Below are 16,672 nucleotides of genomic sequence, written 5' to 3'. Positions count from 1 at the left end.
GAATGAAAGAAACTGAAGAATGGATAAAAACAAGTGCTGAAGAAGTGGCTCAAAATTAAATTGCGAAATGGCTCACTTTTCACTTGCGAAATACATTTGTGGGAAAAAGGTAATCCTTACTGCTGAATGCAGTCGCTTCTAAATAGGATTCTAATGTGTTCTTTAGGATTGGATTAATAAAATAGGATTGCTTTTTTTCGGAGGTCGTTTCGAACAAATCGATATATTCATATACTTTCCCGTCCTTACTTATATCTTCTACTTTTAAATGGAGGAGACGATGAATACGAATACCTGTATTAATGCCAAACACAAAAAGTAAATGGTCACGCATAGAAGACTTTTTCAAGATAGCCTTCATTTGTTTAATTTGCGTGATACTTTTGATTGGATCGACTGCTTCCATATGTATTCACCTCTTCAATCAAAGATACGGATAAGTTTTAATAGTCTAAAGTAGTAACCATGATTAAGTATTGTAAGGAAAATAATAGCTACTAATTTCATTCTATGTTACATAAGTAAATTTTAACATAGGTTTTGTAACATATATAGAGATATGCACTAGGGCTAGAGAAGAGAAATAAAAGAAGCCATCCTCATTTGTGAGGATGGCTTCTAACTATTATATCTCTTTATCAAATAAAAGCACGCGTGCTGGAGCTGCTTCCGTTCCAACTAAGTGAAGCGGAGAGGCTACCATAAAGTACTCACCTGCTTCAATTTCAGAAAGGCGCAAACCCTCCATGATGATAATATCATTTCGGAAAAGCTTACGATGGGTTGGATTGCCCTCCTGGCTTCGTTCAATGCCTAAGGTGTCAATCCCAATTCCATCAATTTGCTTTTCGATACAAAAATCTGCAGCATCTTCTTTAAGATAAATAAAGTCAAAGTCGAATTGATTAGTTGTGTGAAATGAATTAGTTGTTCGACATAAGAGAAAATCGCCTTTTTCAATCGAGCAGTCCTCTAAATCAGATCTTGTAATACCATCTTTCGCGTCTGTAAGATCAATAACCTTTACCTTTCGAACCAATCGATCAAGGTTTATTGTTTCAAATGTATCCGCATCGTTGATCATATGAAGTGGTGCATCGATATGTGTACCAGTATGAAGATTTAGGGTCATTGTCGTTGAAGTAACGTGTTTTTCAACATTTCTGTTTAAGTTAGGCTTACTTCCTTCATTGTTTTCCCAAACCATCATATCCGGTGTAATCGGCATGCTTATATCGTAAAATTTCATCTTATCACCTTCACCTTATTTATTAGGTGTTACATCCCACCACTGGAAGCCATCTTCTGCTAACAAATCGTCTGCAGCTTTAGGACCGTTTGATCCAGTTTCATAGTTAGGGAAGTCTGCTTTCTTTTTACCCCATGCATCTGCAATGACGTCAACAAATTTCCAAGATAATGCCACTTCATCCCAGTGGGTAAAGTTAGTAGAATCGCCACGCATACAATCATGCAATAAAATCTCATATGCTTCAGGCGTATTCATTTTATCGTGGCTACTGTTTTCATAGCTTAACTGAATTGGAGTAGAAGAAGCACTGTAGTCACCTTTTTTAGCATTTACATGTAAGGTGATTCCTTCATGTGGCTGCACATGTATAACTAAAAGGTTTGGACGAGTGTCATGCTCTTTACCGTAATAAAGATTCATTGGCAAGTCTTTGAATTCTACTACAATTTCAGTTGATTTTTGCTTCATACGTTTACCAGTACGCATATAAATTGGCACGCCAGCCCAGCGGAAATTATCAATCATTAATTTAGCTGCAACAAAGGTATCTGTGTTTGAATCAGGATCTACACCGTTACCAGCACGGTAGGCAGGTAACTCTTCTCCATTTACAAGACCTTTGTCGTATTGACCACGCACAAAATACTTGTGCACATCGTCTTCTGTCATAGGACGAAGGGCACGTAATACTTTTACTTTTTCACTGCGGATTTCCTCAGGTGAAAGTTTAATTGGTGGATCCATTGCGATCAGTGCCATCATTTGTAACATGTGATTTTGAACCATATCTTTTAATGCGCCAGCACTGTCATAATAGCGTCCACGTTCTTCCACACCTAAAACTTCACTAGAAGTGATTTGAATATTGGATATATGTTGATTATTCCAAAGTGGCTCAAACAATGCGTTTGCAAAACGAATTACTTCAATATTTTGAACCATTTCTTTTCCTAAGTAATGGTCAATGCGGTAAATTTGATCTTCATCAAATGCCTCACGTATTTGATCATTTAATTCTTTTGCTGAAGGGTAATCGTGACCAAATGGTTTTTCGATTACAAGACGTGTCCAGCCTTTAGCAGTTGTTAATCCCTCTGATTTCAAATTAGCGGCAAGGGTCCCAAAGAAGTTAGGCGCCATTGAGAAATAGAAAAGACGATTTCCTTCTGTTTGATGTTTTTCATCAAGTGCATTGATAAATTTATCCAATGCTTGATAGTGACCCAAATCTTGAATATCGAATGGATTATAATGAAAATGGCTCGCAAATTCATCTTTATCAATATGTGGATCATCGAAGTTCTCGATTGATTTTTTTACGTTATTCTGAAAATCTTCGTTTGTAAGAGGTCGTCTAGCTACCCCGATTACGGCAAAATTATCGGATAATTTTCCGTTGCGATATAGGCGATAAATAGAAGGGTATAGTTTTCTATTTGCCAAATCACCTGTAGCACCAAAAATCACGATTACTGCTTTTGGAGTGTTCGTTGTCATTAACTTAAACTACCTTTCTCATTGATTATTTTCACAGTTTTGCTTATGCTTGTGCTTGTACGCATATGTGTCACGATATGCTATAATCATATAACGATATGTCTCCTAACCATTATACACTATCATGCAAGGTGTTTCTGTGAATAACAATTCACATGATAGAGAGTGATGGTGTGGCTAGTGATTTTTCCATATTTATATACTATCATGTATGTGAAAAATGACAAATGAAATACATAGAATATTCTAAACATTTAGGAGGAAATTATGAAAAAGTACCGTGGATTTTTAATTGATTTAGATGGAACTGTATATAAAGGGACTGAAAAGATTGAAGAAGCTATTACATTTGTAAAAGAATTAGAGAAAAGAAAGTTACCTTATTTATTTTTAACAAATAATTCTACAAAACACCCGAAGGATGTATCGGAAAAGTTAGTGGAAATGGGAGTTCCATCCACAACGGAGCATGTTTTCACAACAAGCATGGCCACAGCAAGCTACATTAAAGAGCAACAAGCGGATGCGAAAGTTTTCGCAATTGGCGAAGAAGGGTTGCATGCTGCACTTAAAGAGGTTGGTTTAGAAGTTGTGGAAGATGATGCAGATGTGGTAGTAATGGGACTGGACCGTGAGCTTAATTATGAAAAATTAGCCGTAGGTGCATTAAATATTCGTAATGGTGCTAAATTTGTAGCAACTAACGGGGACGTCGCACTTCCAACTGAACGAGGATTTTTACCTGGTGCTGGATCTCTTATTTCTGTTTTATCCGTCACTACAGGTGTGACACCAAAATTTATCGGAAAGCCAGAAGCGATAATCGTGGAGCAGGCTTTAGAAGTGCTTGGCACAAAAAAAGAAGAAACGTTAATGGTAGGAGACAATTACGATACAGATATTTTAGCTGGAATTAATGCAGGTATCGATTCACTATTAGTGCACACGGGTGTTACAACAAAAGCACATTTAGAAAAAATTGAAGTAAAACCAACCTATACCATTGATTCCTTGGCTGATTGGATATTAGAGGATTAAACAAAAACAAGGCATGCGCTTTAAACACGCATGCCTTGTTTTTTTCGTATGTTCACTCGATTTGTAATGAGAACACCAAAAATAACTAAGAAAGCTCCACCTACTTGAATGAAGGTTAGTTGTTCCTTTAAAAAGATCACCGCACCGATCATCGTGAATACAGGTATTAAATTTAAAAAGATAGAGGCCCGTGACGGACCAATGGCCTGTACCCCTTTATTGTATGCGACTAATGCAATTAATGAGGGGAAAATACCGAGATATAATAGTCCTAAAACGACATTCCATGACCATGTGATCTCAGACCACGAGTTAAATTCAATCCATGTTAATGGAATAAAGATAATAATTGCAACAACCGACATTACAAGAAGCGCACCATAGGTTGGAAATTTCCATGTATGCTGTTTTATAAAGATAGAATAGACGGCCCAGGTAATCATTGCTAAGAGCATAATCAAGTCACCAATGTTCACTTCAAGCGACATAATGACTTCAAGTGACCCCTTGGTAATAACAACAAAAACACCGAATAAAGAAATAAACACCCCTAATAGCTGCATTCGGGTAACTCTCTCTTTAAAGAGAATAAAGGTTAATAGAAGAGTGAAAATAGGTGTTGACGCTTCGACGATCCCAGCATTGATCGAAGTAGTATAATTCAGTGCTAAGTATACAAAAATATTAAATAATACAAGGCCAGAAATTGATAACGAAAGGATCGCCTTCCATTCCTTTTTCCAAAGAATCCGATTATTTTTCCACTCCCGGTAGCCAATCGGGAAAATGACAAGTGCTGCGATTAAATATCTAAAAAAGGAAAGCGTAATTGGTGGGATTTCCTGTGTAACAGGCTTACCGACAATCAAATTCCCTGCATAGAATATTGCTGCAAGTATGAGTAGTAAATAGGCTTTCAAACAATCCCTCCTTATTTTCAATTTAATAGATGGATTTCAAAAAGTATATGCGAAATCAATACTATCATAATTTCTCGGAGGGCTCTATTCTTTGAATCTCAAATATATCTTCTAATTTCTCAGATAAAAAGTGGTGGGCGTCTTCTACTCCAAGGTTGTAAAAAGTAGGCGCAATCTCCTTCATGATGAAGTCCAGAATAAATCCAGCTTCTAGATTTCCTAATTCTTCATCGCGTTCCTTTAGGTAGTATTGCTTTATCGATAGAATTAGTTGTTCCTTCTTCTCTTTGGATAGTTCGAATGGTTGTTTCATGTGTCATGCCTCTTTTCATACCATATTTATGTAAAGTATAGCAGAGTTAGCGTGAATTGGCAGTTTCGCTCAGCCACTTGTGGAGGTTTCATGGCCAAAATGGATGCATGCATGGCCAAACGAAATGATTTCATGACCAAATAACGCGCTTGCTTGGCCAAACTAGTAAATTTCATGGCCAAATCGGAGTAATTCATGGCCAAAATGCACACAAAGCAGGAATCTCCAAATAGGAAGATCCCTGCTAAACTGCATATTAATATGATAAGTTTCGCTAGGCACAAGTGGCAAGTGCATCCACTTGTGGAAGTCTCATTTTATCGCCGCGCTAAGCGTCCGTAGAAAGAAAGATCAACGGACGCTAAGCATCACTGGGAAAACCCACCCATTGATGCAAGTCTCACTTTATTTCGCTGCTTTTTGTAGCTTGTGTATCATTTGAAGGGAGCGGCCTGTTCCGATTGCAACTGATTCTAACGGATTTGGTGCCATGTGCACAGGCACGTTTACTTCTTGCTTTAACCAATCTTGCATTCCTTTTAATAGAGCGCCACCACCAGTTAGGGTAATGCCGTGGTCAACGATATCTCCACTTAGTTCAGGCGGACAGTTTTCTAACGTATCACGGATAGCTGTGAAGATGGATTCCAGCGTTTCTTTGATCGCAGATTGTACCTGCGTAGAAGTAACAGTTACAACGCGAGGCAGTCCTGTAACAAGGTCACGGCCTCTTACTTCCATTGTTTCTTCCTTGTGATCGATTAATGCATGTCCAATTTCCATCTTAATGTTCTCTGCTGTGCTTTCTCCGATTAACACATTGAAATTTTTACGTACGAATTGAATAATCTCTTCATCCATATGGTCTCCACCAACACGAACTGATTTACACGAAACCACTCCACCAAAGGAAATAATCCCAACTTCACTAGTTCCGCCACCAATATCTACGATGACACTAGCAGTTGGCTCTGCAACAGGTAAGTCCGCTCCAATAGCAGCAGCGACAGGTTCTTCAATTAGATGTACCTCTTTCGCTCCATAATTTTTAACGGCATTATGGATAGCACGGCGCTCTACAGCTGTGCTTCCAGACGGAGTACAAACAACCACACTAGGCTTGCGCATGGATAACCCAGCAGTTTTACTAACCTTTTTAAGTAATACACGTAACATCTGCGTGGTTGTATCAAAGTCAGCGATCACACCGTCACGAAGCGGGCGGATAGGGACGATATGTCCTGGTGTTTTTCCGATCATATTTTTTGCGTCATTTCCAACAGCAACGACTTGCTTTGTGCGGGTGTCAATGGCCACAACAGATGGCTCATTGAGAACGATACCCTTTGATTTTGTATATATTAAAACATTTGCAGTACCTAAATCGATTCCTACTTCAGCATTTGAAAACATAATGAATCCTCCAGTTTATAATCAAGATAATTTTTTATTAAGTAAATATAGCAATACTTTCTATATAGCTTTTCTTAAGTCTAACGAAAATTATGGGGGTAGGTCTGCAGGGGATTAATGTAAATAAACACAAAAACTTGTATTTTTGCGTCACCTCGCACCTTAAAACACACTTTTTTTATCAAATAAAACTATTTTCGACAAGATAAAATTTTGTATGGCCAAATCGATTACCAAAGAGAGAATTTTGAATCCACGACGGCACACGCTATTTTTAGTATAATGAGAGAAATAAGCTCTAAAAAGATGGGGAGGAAATACGTTGACCTATAAAATCGTATCTTTTAATGTGGGCAAACCGTCCACCTATCAGTTCGGCACGAAAGAAATCGAAACAGGTTTCGTAAAAAAACCGATTGAACATGCTGTAAGGTTAACCAAAACCGGATTCACAGAGGACGGCCAAGCCGATCTGAAAAACCATGGGGGTGAGGAGAAAGCTTTACTCTTTTATCCTGTGGAGCATTATCCCTTTTGGGAAAAACATTATGATCGTTCCTTTTCCTATCCAGCTTTTGGCGAAAATATCACCATTAAAGGGTTAACTGAAGAGGCTGTTTATATAGGAGATCAATTCCAATTAGGAGACGCCATTATAGAAATATCGCAGCCAAGGCAGCCATGCTACAAAATAGCGGCCTATCATCAAATTAAAGATATTCCGAAGATCGTGACAGAAACAGGCTACGGCGGTTATTATTTCCGTGTTCTCAAAGAAGGTGACGTTTCAAAGGATTCTGTAGTGGAAAAAGTTTATCAGGATCCGGCAGAAATATCATCTTCGGCTATATTTAAGGCGCTATTTCACAATTCTGTTGGCGAAAGAGACATACAGCTTTTTAGTGAACACCCAAAACTCGCAAGTAATGTCCGTGCATCTTTAAAAAAGAAGTTAGAGCGAAAATAATGGATGGGCATGGACCACACTATAAAAAAGAAAAACAATATTTTAGATAATAGGGGAGAACAACATTGCGTACACTATGGATATACACCTATGCAGCGATCATTGTATTTAACACCTTACCGAAATTACGAAAAGTTAAAAAACTAAGTAAGGAAGAGAAATTTAATCAGCAAGAAGAAATTTTTCAAACCGCTCAACAGGTTTCAGAAAAAGTGATCAAGAAAACAAAAACCACAGTAGAAGTTCATGGGAAAGAAAACTTACCTGATGGCCCAGCACTTTACGTCGCTAACCATCAAGGCTTATTTGATATTTTATTATTACTTGGGTACTTAGATAGACCAATTGGATTTATCGCTAAAAAAGAAATTAAACGACTGCCTATCATAAGTAGCTGGATGGAAGAGATAGGCTGTGTATTTATCGATCGTGCCAATAAAAGAGAAGCAATTAAAGTGATGGCGAAGGGAATAGAAAATTTAAAGGATGGATATTCATTAGTAATTTTCCCAGAGGGAACAAGAAGTAAAGGGGCTAGTTTAAAAGAATTTAAAGCGGGTAGTTTACGATTAGGAACAAAGGCAAAGGTGCCTATCGTACCGATTGCGATTGATGGCACTTATCATATGTTAGAGGGTAATGATGGTGCCATTAAACCTGCGCATGTTCAAATGTGGATACACAAACCAATAGACCCTGAAGTATATCAAACCCAAAAGAATGTAGAAATTATGGAAAATATATCAGAAGAAATTAGAACCACGTTATTAAAAAATACCAAAGAATAGCTACTTTAAGCTGAAGGGGTGAAGGCTATGTGTGGTCGGTTCACTTTAACAGTAAGTGAATTTGAGATATATGAAGCATTTGGATTAGAAGGGAAGTCTGATTTCAGCGACTATTTGCCAAGATATAATATTGCTCCAGGACAAGAAATCCTTTCGATCATTCATGATGGAACGAAGAAAAGAATGGGTCCAATTAAATGGGGACTGGTACCGAGCTGGTCAAAGGATAAAAAAATAGGGTATAAAATGATTAATGCACGAAGTGAAACAGCGCATGAAAAGCCTAGCTTTAAACGATTAATGGCCAACAAACGTTGTCTCATTGTTGCTGATAGTTTTTATGAATGGAAGAAGACAGAGGCGGGAAAGCAACCAAAACGTATTTATTTAGAAAATCGACCTCTTTTTGCCTTTGCGGGATTATGGGATAAATGGGAGAAAGACGGTGAGGTTTTGTTCACCTGTACCATTCTTACAAAGGAAGCGAACTCCTTTATGTCGGATATTCATGACAGAATGCCGGTGATTTTACCAGAAGGAAAAGAAAACGAATGGATAAACCCAAATGCAACAGATCCTATAGAAAGAGCTGCTTTTTTACAAGAGATCGAGATAAGTGATTTGGCTGCCTATAATGTGAGCAATACTGTCAATTCAGTTAAAAACGAAGAAAAAGCATGCATTGAACCGTTGAGCTCTTAAACTGGTCGGATAAAAAAGGACTCAATGGAAAAAGAAGGTTAGAAAATTAGAATAGGTGGTATTATATGATTAAAGTATTATTTGTTTGTTTAGGAAATATTTGCCGATCACCAATGGCAGAAGCGATTTTTAGACAAATCGTAAAAGAAAAGAGAGAAGAGCAAAACTTTGAAATTGACTCAGCAGGAATGGGGAATTGGCATGTAGGCAAACCTCCTCATCAAGGCACAAGAGATATCTTAGATCGTTATGAGATAAGCTATCAAGGACAAGAGGCTAGACAGATACAAGAGGCTGATTGGGATCAGTATGACTATATTGTTGCAATGGATGAACAAAACATGCAAGACCTTGAAGCTTTTCGTCATCTAAATCAGCAGGTAGTTGTGAAACGATTAATGGATTTTGTAGATAATCCGAAAGAACAAAATGTTCCTGACCCTTACTTTACAAAGAATTTTGATTACACCTATGAATTAGTAAAAGAGGGCTGTGAAAAGTTATATCATTTTTTGAAGAACGAGAAAAAGTAAAAAATTCACATAGGCATGAAGCTATGTGAGGCATATTTTAAGGTTCGAAGTAATACAAATGAATTCTATTCATCACACATTTAAAGACACAATTCTTCTTAAAAAAAGACGCAGAAAGGATGATAGTAAATGGGTAAACAATTATTATGTAAAGGTATCATTATTGGAGCAGTAGCGGGAGGTTTAATTACGCTATTTGATGAGGATACAAGAAGGTATGCTAGTAGAAAATTATCAGAATCAAAGGACTCTGCCGGGTATTACGTGAAGCATCCATCTGATGCTTTAAATCAACTTAATCATGGATACCAAAAAGCTTCCAAGCAAGTTTCTGCTGGTCTTTCTAGTGTGTTATCTATTTTAAATCAATTAGAAGAAGTAACGAATTCAGTGGAGGATAAAAGCGAAGCAATACTAGAAGAGTCAACTGGAGCTAGCAATGAACAAAAATAGTTTGATGAAGCACCCAATTGTGTCCTTCGGGAAACAGTTGGGTAAACGTGTTATGGATGATGATGTTACTGGTCTTGCAGCGCAGCTTGCTTACTTTTTCCTGCTATCATTATTACCCTTTATTTTATTTTTAGTGACCCTAGTCGGTTATCTACCCTTCGATGATATTGACGTCATGAGCTTTCTTTCTACTTATGCACCGGAAGAAATTATGACCCTGTTAAATGACAATATCTCACAGATTGCAAATGATCGTAATGGTGGTTTATTATCCATAGGTATTATTGGTACCTTATGGTCAGCTTCAAACGGAATAAACGCACTTATGCGATCGCTTAACACTGCTTATAATATTGAGGAAGATCGTTCCTTTTTAATCGCAAGAGCTATTTCTATTGTTCTAACAGTAGCAATGGTTGTTGTTATTATTACTGCTTTTGTATTACCGATATTTGGCCGTATGATTGGTGTCTATTTGTTTTCATTTTTTGGACTTTCAGATGGGTTCTTGAGTATGTGGAATACATTAAGATGGGTGATATCATCTATTGTATTCTTTATTGTGTTAGTGGTCTTATACCGTCTAGCCCCAAGTAAACGTGTATATTTTAAGCATGTGTATGTAGGTGCTATTTTTGCAACAGTATTTTGGCAATTAGCTTCATTAGCATTCTCTTATTATGTAACCACAATGGGAAATTATTCCGCAACATACGGAAGCCTTGGTGGTGTCATTATACTTATGATTTGGTTTTACCTATCAGGCATCATTATTATTACAGGTGGAGAAATCAATGCTCTAATCGAAAAGAAAAGCAAAGAGAGAAAAGTTGCAACATAACAAAAAAGGTACTGTTACCGAATGATCGGGCAGTACCTTTTTTATATGGGCAGTTCAACATCTCTAAACTAAAAGACTTTTCCATAAAGTAGGAGTATCATTAGTTTTGTAATTTTTCCAGCTATAATTTAAATTTTCAATAATCTTAATCCATTAAGAATAACAAGTATTGTACTTCCTTCATGGCCAATGACTCCGAGTGGCAGATCTATTGCTTGTAAGAAGTTCGATGTGATTAAAACAAGAATAACAGCGATAGAAAAGATGACATTTTGCTTAATCACGCGATTCATTCTCTTAGATGCTTGAAGCGCCTCTACGATTTTTGGTAAATTATTTTTTACTAGCACAACATCTGCCGTTTCGAGCGCTACATCACTACCGGCTCCCATTGCAATACCTAAGTTTGCAGTAGCTAGTGCGGGCGCATCATTAATTCCATCGCCAATCATCGCTACTCTTTCTTCCTTCTCTCGAAGCTTTTTAAGGATTTCTACTTTATCTTGTGGTAAGCAATTGGCATGGTACTCGCTAATATTTGCCTCAGCTGCAATTGCTTTAGCTGTAGATTCGTTATCACCAGTTAACATAATGGTTTTAATTCCTAAATTATTGAACGTTTGAATTGCCTTTAAGGTATCTTTTCGCATCTGATCCTTTAAAGCATAAGCGGCCACTACAACTTCCTCTTTTGCCACATATACAATTGTTTTCGCTTCTCTATTAAAGGTATTGCCATAACTTTCTAAAAAATTCTCTGCTTTTTCGGTTCCAACAAATCTTGCGCTTCCAATTAACCATTCATCACCATTCACAATAGCTTTTACACCTTTTCCGCTAATTGTTTGAATCTCATCGACTTCCAGGTTGGTAGAATAGTTTTCTTTTTCACACCAATTAACGACAGCCTGTGCTAAAGGGTGGGTAGAAGCTTTTTCGATCGATCCTACTATTTCATGTAGTGCTGTTGTATCGATATCATTTTTTACTAAGTTATCTGTTACTGCAGGTTTTCCTTCTGTAAGTGTGCCCGTTTTATCAAAGGCGATTGCTTTAATGGAGGCTAAGTTTTCAAGATGTAATCCGCCTTTAAATAGAACGCCATTTCTAGCATTGGAAGAAATGGATGAAAGGGTAGCAGGCATGATAGAGGCTACAAGTGCACATGGAGATGCAACAACAAGTAGTATCATCGCCCGGTAAATAGTATCCGTCCAGCTCCATCCAACTAAGTAATGTGGTAAAAACATCATAAAGGCAACAGTCAACAGCACTATTTTCACATAGGTGCTTTCAAAGCGTTCAATAAATAACTGGGAAGGTGACCTTTCACTTTTTGCTGCTTGCACGAGCTCCACTATTTTTTGAAAAAGAGATTCACTTGAAAGCTTATTAATCTCAACCGTAATATTACCATTGCCATTTACTGTACCAGTAAATACATCTTCGTCGATTTCTTTTTCAACAGGAATGGATTCTCCTGTTAAAGCACTTTCGTCAATGGTGGTGGAACCCTTTATAATTTTTCCGTCAGCAGGAATTCTCTCCCCAGCCTTGATGACAATGCTATCACCTATAGTAAGCTCTTCTACACGAACCTCTACTGTGCCATTGTCTGTTAGCTTCCATGCGGTTTCGGGTTGTAAATCCATTAATGAAGCAATTTCTTTTTCACTTTTATTCATGGTGTACGTCTCAAGTGCGCCAGATAGTGCAAAGATGAATATTAATATAGCCCCTTCTGTCCAGTAGCCAATTGAAGCTGAGCCGATTGCAGCTAGGATCATTAATAATTCTACATTCAGTGTCCTATCTTGAATGGTTTCTTCTATACCTTCTTTTGCTTTAGCAAAGCCACCAATTACGAATGCGCTTAAAAGTACAGCAACTTGAGCATTACTGCTTAACATGCTGCTAAAGAGCCATGCGCTAAGAATTAATACACCACTCAAGAGAGCTGCAATTAACTCTGCATGTGTTCGAACGAATTGAAAACTAGGATACTCTTTTAATGAATGAAAATGATTCGCAGGCTTCTTATTTAAAATAATTTTAGTTTGTGTCGCCATTTTTGAACACTCCTTATCTAATTGAGAATGTTAATCATTAGTAAATCGTTTAAATTAGGTTAATTGATAATAATAATCATTATCTTATTTATAATTATTATAAAGTAGTACTTAATATTATATTATCATATAGAGAGGAGAAATCAAGAGGGAATTATGGATTCTTTATGAATAGAACGATTATCAATTAGAAAATATATTACTGTTATATTGAGCTTTTTTGTTATATATAACAGATGATTTTTTTAATAGATACAGGATGTTTAAATCTTGAAATAATCAGAATTAACTGTTATCTTTTATTAGGTGAACTATCTATAACAAAATATAAGGGGTGTTTCAGGATGAAGAAATTTTTTTTAATTATTGGGGTTTTATTCCTTTTCTTAGTTGCATGTGGAGAAGGTGATTCAGAAGAACAATCAGGTCAGTCTGAATCTGATGGGAAATTAGCTGAGATTGAAGAAAAAGGCGAGATTGTCGCTGGTACTTCGGGTACATTAATTGCTGCTTCTTATTATGAAGAAGAGACAGATGAATTAACTGGATATGATGTTGAGGTAATGAAAGAGATTGGTAAAAGACTCGATCTAGAGGTTAAATTTGAAATAATGGGAATCGATAGCATGCTTCCTGCGATTGAAAGTGGTAGAATTGATGTAGCTGTTAATGATATTGAGGTAACAGATAGCCGTAAGGAAAAAAATAATTTTTCTGATCCATATAAATACTCTTTTAGTACGATGGTAGTACGTGAAGAAGATAACTCTGGGATTGAAACATTAGAAGATTTAGAGGGTAAAAGAGCTGGTGGCGGTGCTACCACAATCTTTAGTCAAATAGCAGAACACTTTGGTGCAGAAGTGGTTACATACGGTAATGCGCCAAATGAAGCGTATTTACGTGATGTTCATAATGGAAATACCGATGTAATAGTAAATGATTATTTCTTATCTAAATTTGGTGTGGGTGCTTTTCCAGAGTTTGATATTCACCTTCATCCAGATTTGAAGTTCCATCCTACTGAGCAAGCAGTAGCAATGGATAAGGATGCAAATGATCTTCAGGAAAGAATAAACGAAGTATTAGCAGAAATGCGTGAAGATGGAACATTATCGGAGTTAGCAACGAAATTTTATCAAGAGGATGCTTCAAAAGAGCCTGAGGGTGAAATTGAGGAAATCGAAGGTCTTGATTTATAAGGTGTGATAAAGAATGCAGGACTTTTTTGATGTTAAATTAGCGATAGAGAATTTACCGCTTGTCTTAAGCGGCTTACCGATGACGATTGCAGTATCGTTTGTATCGATGGCACTCGGTTTAACTTTAGGACTCTTTCTTTCGCTAGCTAGAAGCTCTTCTGCAAAATTATTACGCTATCCAGCGCGTATCTATATTTCGTTTATGCGAGGTACGCCAATTTTGGTCTTTTTATTTATTTTATACTACGGCTTGCCGATGGTAAATTTGAATATGTCAGCATATGTAGCAGCAGTGCTTGGCTTTGGATTGAATAGCGCAGCCTATATTGCTGAAATCAATCGAGCATCGTTAAATAGCGTTCCATATGGACAATGGGAATCTGCAAAAGCTTTAGGTTTTTCATATTTTCAATCATTACGGAAAATTGTATTGCCACAGGCAACACGCATTTCAATCCCGCCTTTGACAAATGTGTTCTTGGATTTAGTAAAAGCAACTTCTCTTGCAGCTGTTATTACTGTTCCGGAATTATTTCAAAAAGCGCAAATAGCTGGTGGGAGATCATTTGATTCCTTAACAATGTATATTTTAGTTGCGCTAATATATTGGCCGCTGTGTATTATCATTGCTTTCTTCCAGGAACGATTAGAAGATCGCTTTAGTCGTTACGTGCAAAAATAATTAAAAAGATGGTTAAAAAACACGAGTAGGTATCTTTCTACTCGTGTTTTCTTATCACTAAAAGATTATTTATATTTTAACTAAGTCGCAATAGTACCTAAGGATCTAGTTTTCTTGAATAATAAAATTAGGACCAATAATAACATGAAGGCAATAAAATAGAAAAAGGAAATGCCGGGAAACCACTCTAAGAAGATACCACCAAGATATGGTCCAGAGATACTACCAAGACTAAATGCGATTCCGCATAATATATTTCCCGCAGGTAAAAGCGTACGTGGTAATAAATCAGTCATAAAGGAGACACCTAAAGAGTACAGCGAACCAATACATAATCCAGCAAAGATAAACGTGAAAAACACCCAAATAATGTGTTCTTCCATAAAAGCACCTATGATAAATGCGATCATGCCTAATAACACGACAATTTTTAAAACAGCCTTCCGCCCTATTCGATCACTCCATATCCCCAGAGGAATTTGTGTAATTAAACTTGCTAAAGAAAAAGTTGGAATTAAAAATGCAAGTAAATCCACACTATAACCTAAGCGTAATCCGTAAATAGGAAACGTACTATGTAAGGAGGTCTCTAATATTCCATAAGTAAACGGTGCTAAAAGAGCAATCCAAGCAATTTTCCCTGCTTTATAAAAACGTGTCATCGATGATTGGTTTCTCGTTGTTTCTATTTCATGTGCATCTGCTTCAACAAATTCATTTCTAATGAAGAACATCCCTATCCATACTAGGAAAGCAATTCCTGCCGAAACAATAAAAGGTAGGTGTTCATGCACAGATAATAATCTTGTCATCATAGGACCTATAGAAAATCCTAAACTGAAGAACAGACCATATAAAGCAATATTTCTACCTCTTTTTTCAACAGGAGAGTTTGATGTAATCCATGTCTGTGTAGCAAAATGGAGCATATGGTCTCCTATACCAACGAGCAACCTTAAAATAAACCAGAACCATAATGCTTGCCAAAGCGGGAATAAAGCTAAGGATAAAAATACAAGTAAACCACCGACTAATATGATCGGTTTATAGCCTAGCTTTTGAAGTGGTTTTTCCATAAATGGAGATGCAATAAGTACACCGATATACAAACCAGTTGCATGTAGACCATTTACTGAAGAGGGAACACCGCTTTGTTCCAATAAAATCGCTAGGACTGGTAAAAGCATTCCTTGCGAGAATCCAGATACCAAAACAAAGCTGATTAAAAGCCAAAATTTCAAGTTATTTGGTGCCATAATACAAGATGTCCTTTCTTAAGTATGAAAATCGAATTCATACGTGTTCTATGCTAAACTAAAGATAATGCACACGAAATGTGCCGATAGTTTCGATGTATGACCTAAACTAACGATGAAAATAATAAAAAAGCTTAAAACTTGCATCAACTTAACTATTTTACTTTAAAAGGAGGAAAAAAGCATGGAGTTTTATTTAAAAGAAAATGGAGTTAGAACTCAATTAGAATACGGTGAATTAGATATCTCCGGAAATGAAGATTATGGATATCGCCCATTTCAATTAATGATCGCCTCAATCGCTGGTTGTAGTGCTTCCGTTTTCCGTAAGATTTTGACAAAGAAAAAAATAGAAATTGAAGACCTACACATAACTGCAGAGGCAGAACGTGACGCAGAACATGCTAATAAAATTACGAAAATCTCTTTGCATTTTATAGTAAAAGGTGAAAATTTAGATAAGGGTAAATTAGAAAAAAGTTTAGAACTAGCAAAAAAGAATTGCACGATGGTTCAGTCAGTTAAAGGTAGTATTGAGGTTGTAGAAACACTTGAACTCATTAACCTCAGCAATTAAAAAATAGTCTTGGTAATTATAGTAGTTCAGCTTTGAGGGGATGTCTAATTTTCCCTTAGCTTGAACTGCTTTTTTTATCGGCTTATTTTATAATGCTAGGATTAAATCGCGAAACAATATGCAATGCTTCTACGCTAATTAATTTTCCGACGATTTTGATTAAAAGATT

Annotated in this window: 18 protein-coding genes; 10 read left to right on the top strand and 8 right to left on the bottom strand. The window is 36.7% G+C overall.

What is annotated here, in order from left to right:
* Window positions 1–79 precede the first annotated feature (79 nt).
* The 3 genes from DFR57_RS17105 to zwf all read right to left on the bottom strand — a co-directional run bounded on the left by DFR57_RS17105 (window position 80) and on the right by zwf (window position 2,749).
* Window positions 80–406, bottom strand: a complete 327-nt coding sequence (locus tag DFR57_RS17105; protein WP_114354433.1) for a site-specific integrase — start codon at window positions 404–406, stop codon at window positions 80–82.
* 219 nt (window positions 407–625) lie between these two features.
* Complete coding sequence (locus tag DFR57_RS17100; RefSeq protein ID WP_114354432.1) at window positions 626–1,249, bottom strand: cyclase family protein; 624 nt, start codon at window positions 1,247–1,249, stop codon at window positions 626–628.
* 15 nt (window positions 1,250–1,264) lie between these two features.
* Window positions 1,265–2,749 carry a glucose-6-phosphate dehydrogenase gene (gene zwf / locus DFR57_RS17095; protein WP_114354431.1) on the bottom strand — a complete coding sequence of 495 codons (1,485 nt, stop codon included), beginning with the start codon at window positions 2,747–2,749 and terminating at the stop codon, window positions 1,265–1,267.
* A 267-nt stretch (window positions 2,750–3,016) separates the two neighbouring features.
* Between zwf and DFR57_RS17090 the strand changes: the two genes are divergently transcribed.
* Window positions 3,017–3,787 carry a TIGR01457 family HAD-type hydrolase gene (locus DFR57_RS17090; RefSeq protein ID WP_114354430.1) on the top strand — a complete coding sequence of 257 codons (771 nt, stop codon included), beginning with the start codon at window positions 3,017–3,019 and terminating at the stop codon, window positions 3,785–3,787.
* Window positions 3,788–3,807: 20 nt separating this feature from the next.
* Here the strand turns inward: DFR57_RS17090 and DFR57_RS17085 are convergent, their stop codons facing one another.
* The 3 genes from DFR57_RS17085 to mreBH form a co-directional block, all read right to left on the bottom strand.
* Window positions 3,808–4,707, bottom strand: a complete 900-nt coding sequence (locus tag DFR57_RS17085) for a DMT family transporter (RefSeq protein ID WP_114354429.1) — start codon at window positions 4,705–4,707, stop codon at window positions 3,808–3,810.
* 64 nt (window positions 4,708–4,771) lie between these two features.
* The gene (locus DFR57_RS17080) at window positions 4,772–5,020 is read right to left on the bottom strand and encodes a DUF2164 domain-containing protein (protein WP_114354428.1); all 249 of its coding nucleotides are present in this window, start codon (window positions 5,018–5,020) and stop codon (window positions 4,772–4,774) included.
* Window positions 5,021–5,425: 405 nt separating this feature from the next.
* On the bottom strand, window positions 5,426–6,433 hold the full coding sequence (gene mreBH, locus DFR57_RS17075) for a rod-share determining protein MreBH (protein ID WP_114354427.1): 1,008 nt from the start codon (window positions 6,431–6,433) through the stop codon (window positions 5,426–5,428).
* 322 nt (window positions 6,434–6,755) lie between these two features.
* Between mreBH and DFR57_RS17070 the strand changes: the two genes are divergently transcribed.
* From DFR57_RS17070 to DFR57_RS17045, 6 genes are all read left to right on the top strand, one after another.
* A complete protein-coding gene (locus tag DFR57_RS17070; RefSeq protein ID WP_114354426.1) occupies window positions 6,756–7,400 on the top strand; it encodes an MOSC domain-containing protein in 645 nt (214 codons plus the stop codon).
* Between the two features lie 65 nt (window positions 7,401–7,465).
* A complete protein-coding gene (locus DFR57_RS17065) occupies window positions 7,466–8,188 on the top strand; it encodes a lysophospholipid acyltransferase family protein (protein WP_114354425.1) in 723 nt (240 codons plus the stop codon).
* 27 nt (window positions 8,189–8,215) lie between these two features.
* Window positions 8,216–8,890, top strand: a complete 675-nt coding sequence (locus DFR57_RS17060) for an SOS response-associated peptidase (protein ID WP_114354424.1) — start codon at window positions 8,216–8,218, stop codon at window positions 8,888–8,890.
* Window positions 8,891–8,955: 65 nt separating this feature from the next.
* The gene (locus DFR57_RS17055; RefSeq protein ID WP_114354423.1) at window positions 8,956–9,423 is read left to right on the top strand and encodes a low molecular weight protein-tyrosine-phosphatase; all 468 of its coding nucleotides are present in this window, start codon (window positions 8,956–8,958) and stop codon (window positions 9,421–9,423) included.
* 129 nt (window positions 9,424–9,552) lie between these two features.
* A complete protein-coding gene (locus tag DFR57_RS17050) occupies window positions 9,553–9,876 on the top strand; it encodes a YtxH domain-containing protein (RefSeq protein WP_114354422.1) in 324 nt (107 codons plus the stop codon).
* Window positions 9,863–10,717 carry a YihY/virulence factor BrkB family protein gene (locus tag DFR57_RS17045; protein ID WP_114354421.1) on the top strand — a complete coding sequence of 285 codons (855 nt, stop codon included), beginning with the start codon at window positions 9,863–9,865 and terminating at the stop codon, window positions 10,715–10,717. The genes DFR57_RS17050 and DFR57_RS17045 overlap by 14 nt, the downstream gene beginning before the upstream one ends.
* A gap of 128 nt (window positions 10,718–10,845) precedes the next feature.
* On the opposite strand, the gene DFR57_RS17040 is transcribed toward DFR57_RS17045, so the two are convergent.
* Window positions 10,846–12,786, bottom strand: coding sequence for a heavy metal translocating P-type ATPase (locus DFR57_RS17040; protein ID WP_114354420.1), 1,941 nt, complete (start codon window positions 12,784–12,786; stop codon window positions 10,846–10,848).
* 344 nt (window positions 12,787–13,130) lie between these two features.
* Here DFR57_RS17040 and DFR57_RS17035 point away from each other — a divergent pair, with 344 nt between their 5' ends.
* Complete coding sequence (locus DFR57_RS17035; protein ID WP_114354419.1) at window positions 13,131–13,988, top strand: transporter substrate-binding domain-containing protein; 858 nt, start codon at window positions 13,131–13,133, stop codon at window positions 13,986–13,988.
* A gap of 13 nt (window positions 13,989–14,001) precedes the next feature.
* Window positions 14,002–14,670 carry an amino acid ABC transporter permease gene (locus DFR57_RS17030; protein ID WP_114354418.1) on the top strand — a complete coding sequence of 223 codons (669 nt, stop codon included), beginning with the start codon at window positions 14,002–14,004 and terminating at the stop codon, window positions 14,668–14,670.
* An 80-nt stretch (window positions 14,671–14,750) separates the two neighbouring features.
* Here the strand turns inward: DFR57_RS17030 and DFR57_RS17025 are convergent, their stop codons facing one another.
* Window positions 14,751–15,926 carry an MFS transporter gene (locus DFR57_RS17025; RefSeq protein WP_114354417.1) on the bottom strand — a complete coding sequence of 392 codons (1,176 nt, stop codon included), beginning with the start codon at window positions 15,924–15,926 and terminating at the stop codon, window positions 14,751–14,753.
* A 184-nt stretch (window positions 15,927–16,110) separates the two neighbouring features.
* Between DFR57_RS17025 and DFR57_RS17020 the strand changes: the two genes are divergently transcribed.
* The gene (locus DFR57_RS17020) at window positions 16,111–16,503 is read left to right on the top strand and encodes an OsmC family protein (RefSeq protein ID WP_114354416.1); all 393 of its coding nucleotides are present in this window, start codon (window positions 16,111–16,113) and stop codon (window positions 16,501–16,503) included.
* Window positions 16,504–16,672 lie beyond the last annotated feature (169 nt).

The organism is Saliterribacillus persicus (assembly GCF_003337485.1).
In the GTDB taxonomy this organism is placed as follows: domain Bacteria; phylum Bacillota; class Bacilli; order Bacillales; family Amphibacillaceae; genus Saliterribacillus; species Saliterribacillus persicus.
The sequence above is the reverse complement of the archived record's forward strand: the minus strand, read 5'-3'. Positions and strand labels throughout refer to the sequence as shown.

Excerpts from the sequence above, each read along its gene's own strand:
- DFR57_RS17105 (WP_114354433.1), bottom strand. The coding sequence starts at position 406 with ATGGAAGCAGTCGATCCAATCAAAAGTATCACGCAAATTAAACAAATG.
- DFR57_RS17100 (WP_114354432.1), bottom strand. The coding sequence starts at position 1,249 with ATGAAATTTTACGATATAAGCATGCCGATTACACCGGATATGATGGTT.
- zwf (WP_114354431.1), bottom strand. The coding sequence starts at position 2,749 with ATGACAACGAACACTCCAAAAGCAGTAATCGTGATTTTTGGTGCTACA.
- DFR57_RS17090 (WP_114354430.1), top strand. The coding sequence starts at position 3,017 with ATGAAAAAGTACCGTGGATTTTTAATTGATTTAGATGGAACTGTATAT.
- DFR57_RS17080 (WP_114354428.1), bottom strand. The coding sequence starts at position 5,020 with ATGAAACAACCATTCGAACTATCCAAAGAGAAGAAGGAACAACTAATT.
- mreBH (WP_114354427.1), bottom strand. The coding sequence starts at position 6,433 with ATGTTTTCAAATGCTGAAGTAGGAATCGATTTAGGTACTGCAAATGTT.
- DFR57_RS17060 (WP_114354424.1), top strand. The coding sequence starts at position 8,216 with ATGTGTGGTCGGTTCACTTTAACAGTAAGTGAATTTGAGATATATGAA.
- DFR57_RS17055 (WP_114354423.1), top strand. The coding sequence starts at position 8,956 with ATGATTAAAGTATTATTTGTTTGTTTAGGAAATATTTGCCGATCACCA.
- DFR57_RS17050 (WP_114354422.1), top strand. The coding sequence starts at position 9,553 with ATGGGTAAACAATTATTATGTAAAGGTATCATTATTGGAGCAGTAGCG.
- DFR57_RS17045 (WP_114354421.1), top strand. The coding sequence starts at position 9,863 with ATGAACAAAAATAGTTTGATGAAGCACCCAATTGTGTCCTTCGGGAAA.
- DFR57_RS17040 (WP_114354420.1), bottom strand. The coding sequence starts at position 12,786 with ATGGCGACACAAACTAAAATTATTTTAAATAAGAAGCCTGCGAATCAT.
- DFR57_RS17035 (WP_114354419.1), top strand. The coding sequence starts at position 13,131 with ATGAAGAAATTTTTTTTAATTATTGGGGTTTTATTCCTTTTCTTAGTT.
- DFR57_RS17030 (WP_114354418.1), top strand. The coding sequence starts at position 14,002 with ATGCAGGACTTTTTTGATGTTAAATTAGCGATAGAGAATTTACCGCTT.
- DFR57_RS17025 (WP_114354417.1), bottom strand. The coding sequence starts at position 15,926 with ATGGCACCAAATAACTTGAAATTTTGGCTTTTAATCAGCTTTGTTTTG.
- DFR57_RS17020 (WP_114354416.1), top strand. The coding sequence starts at position 16,111 with ATGGAGTTTTATTTAAAAGAAAATGGAGTTAGAACTCAATTAGAATAC.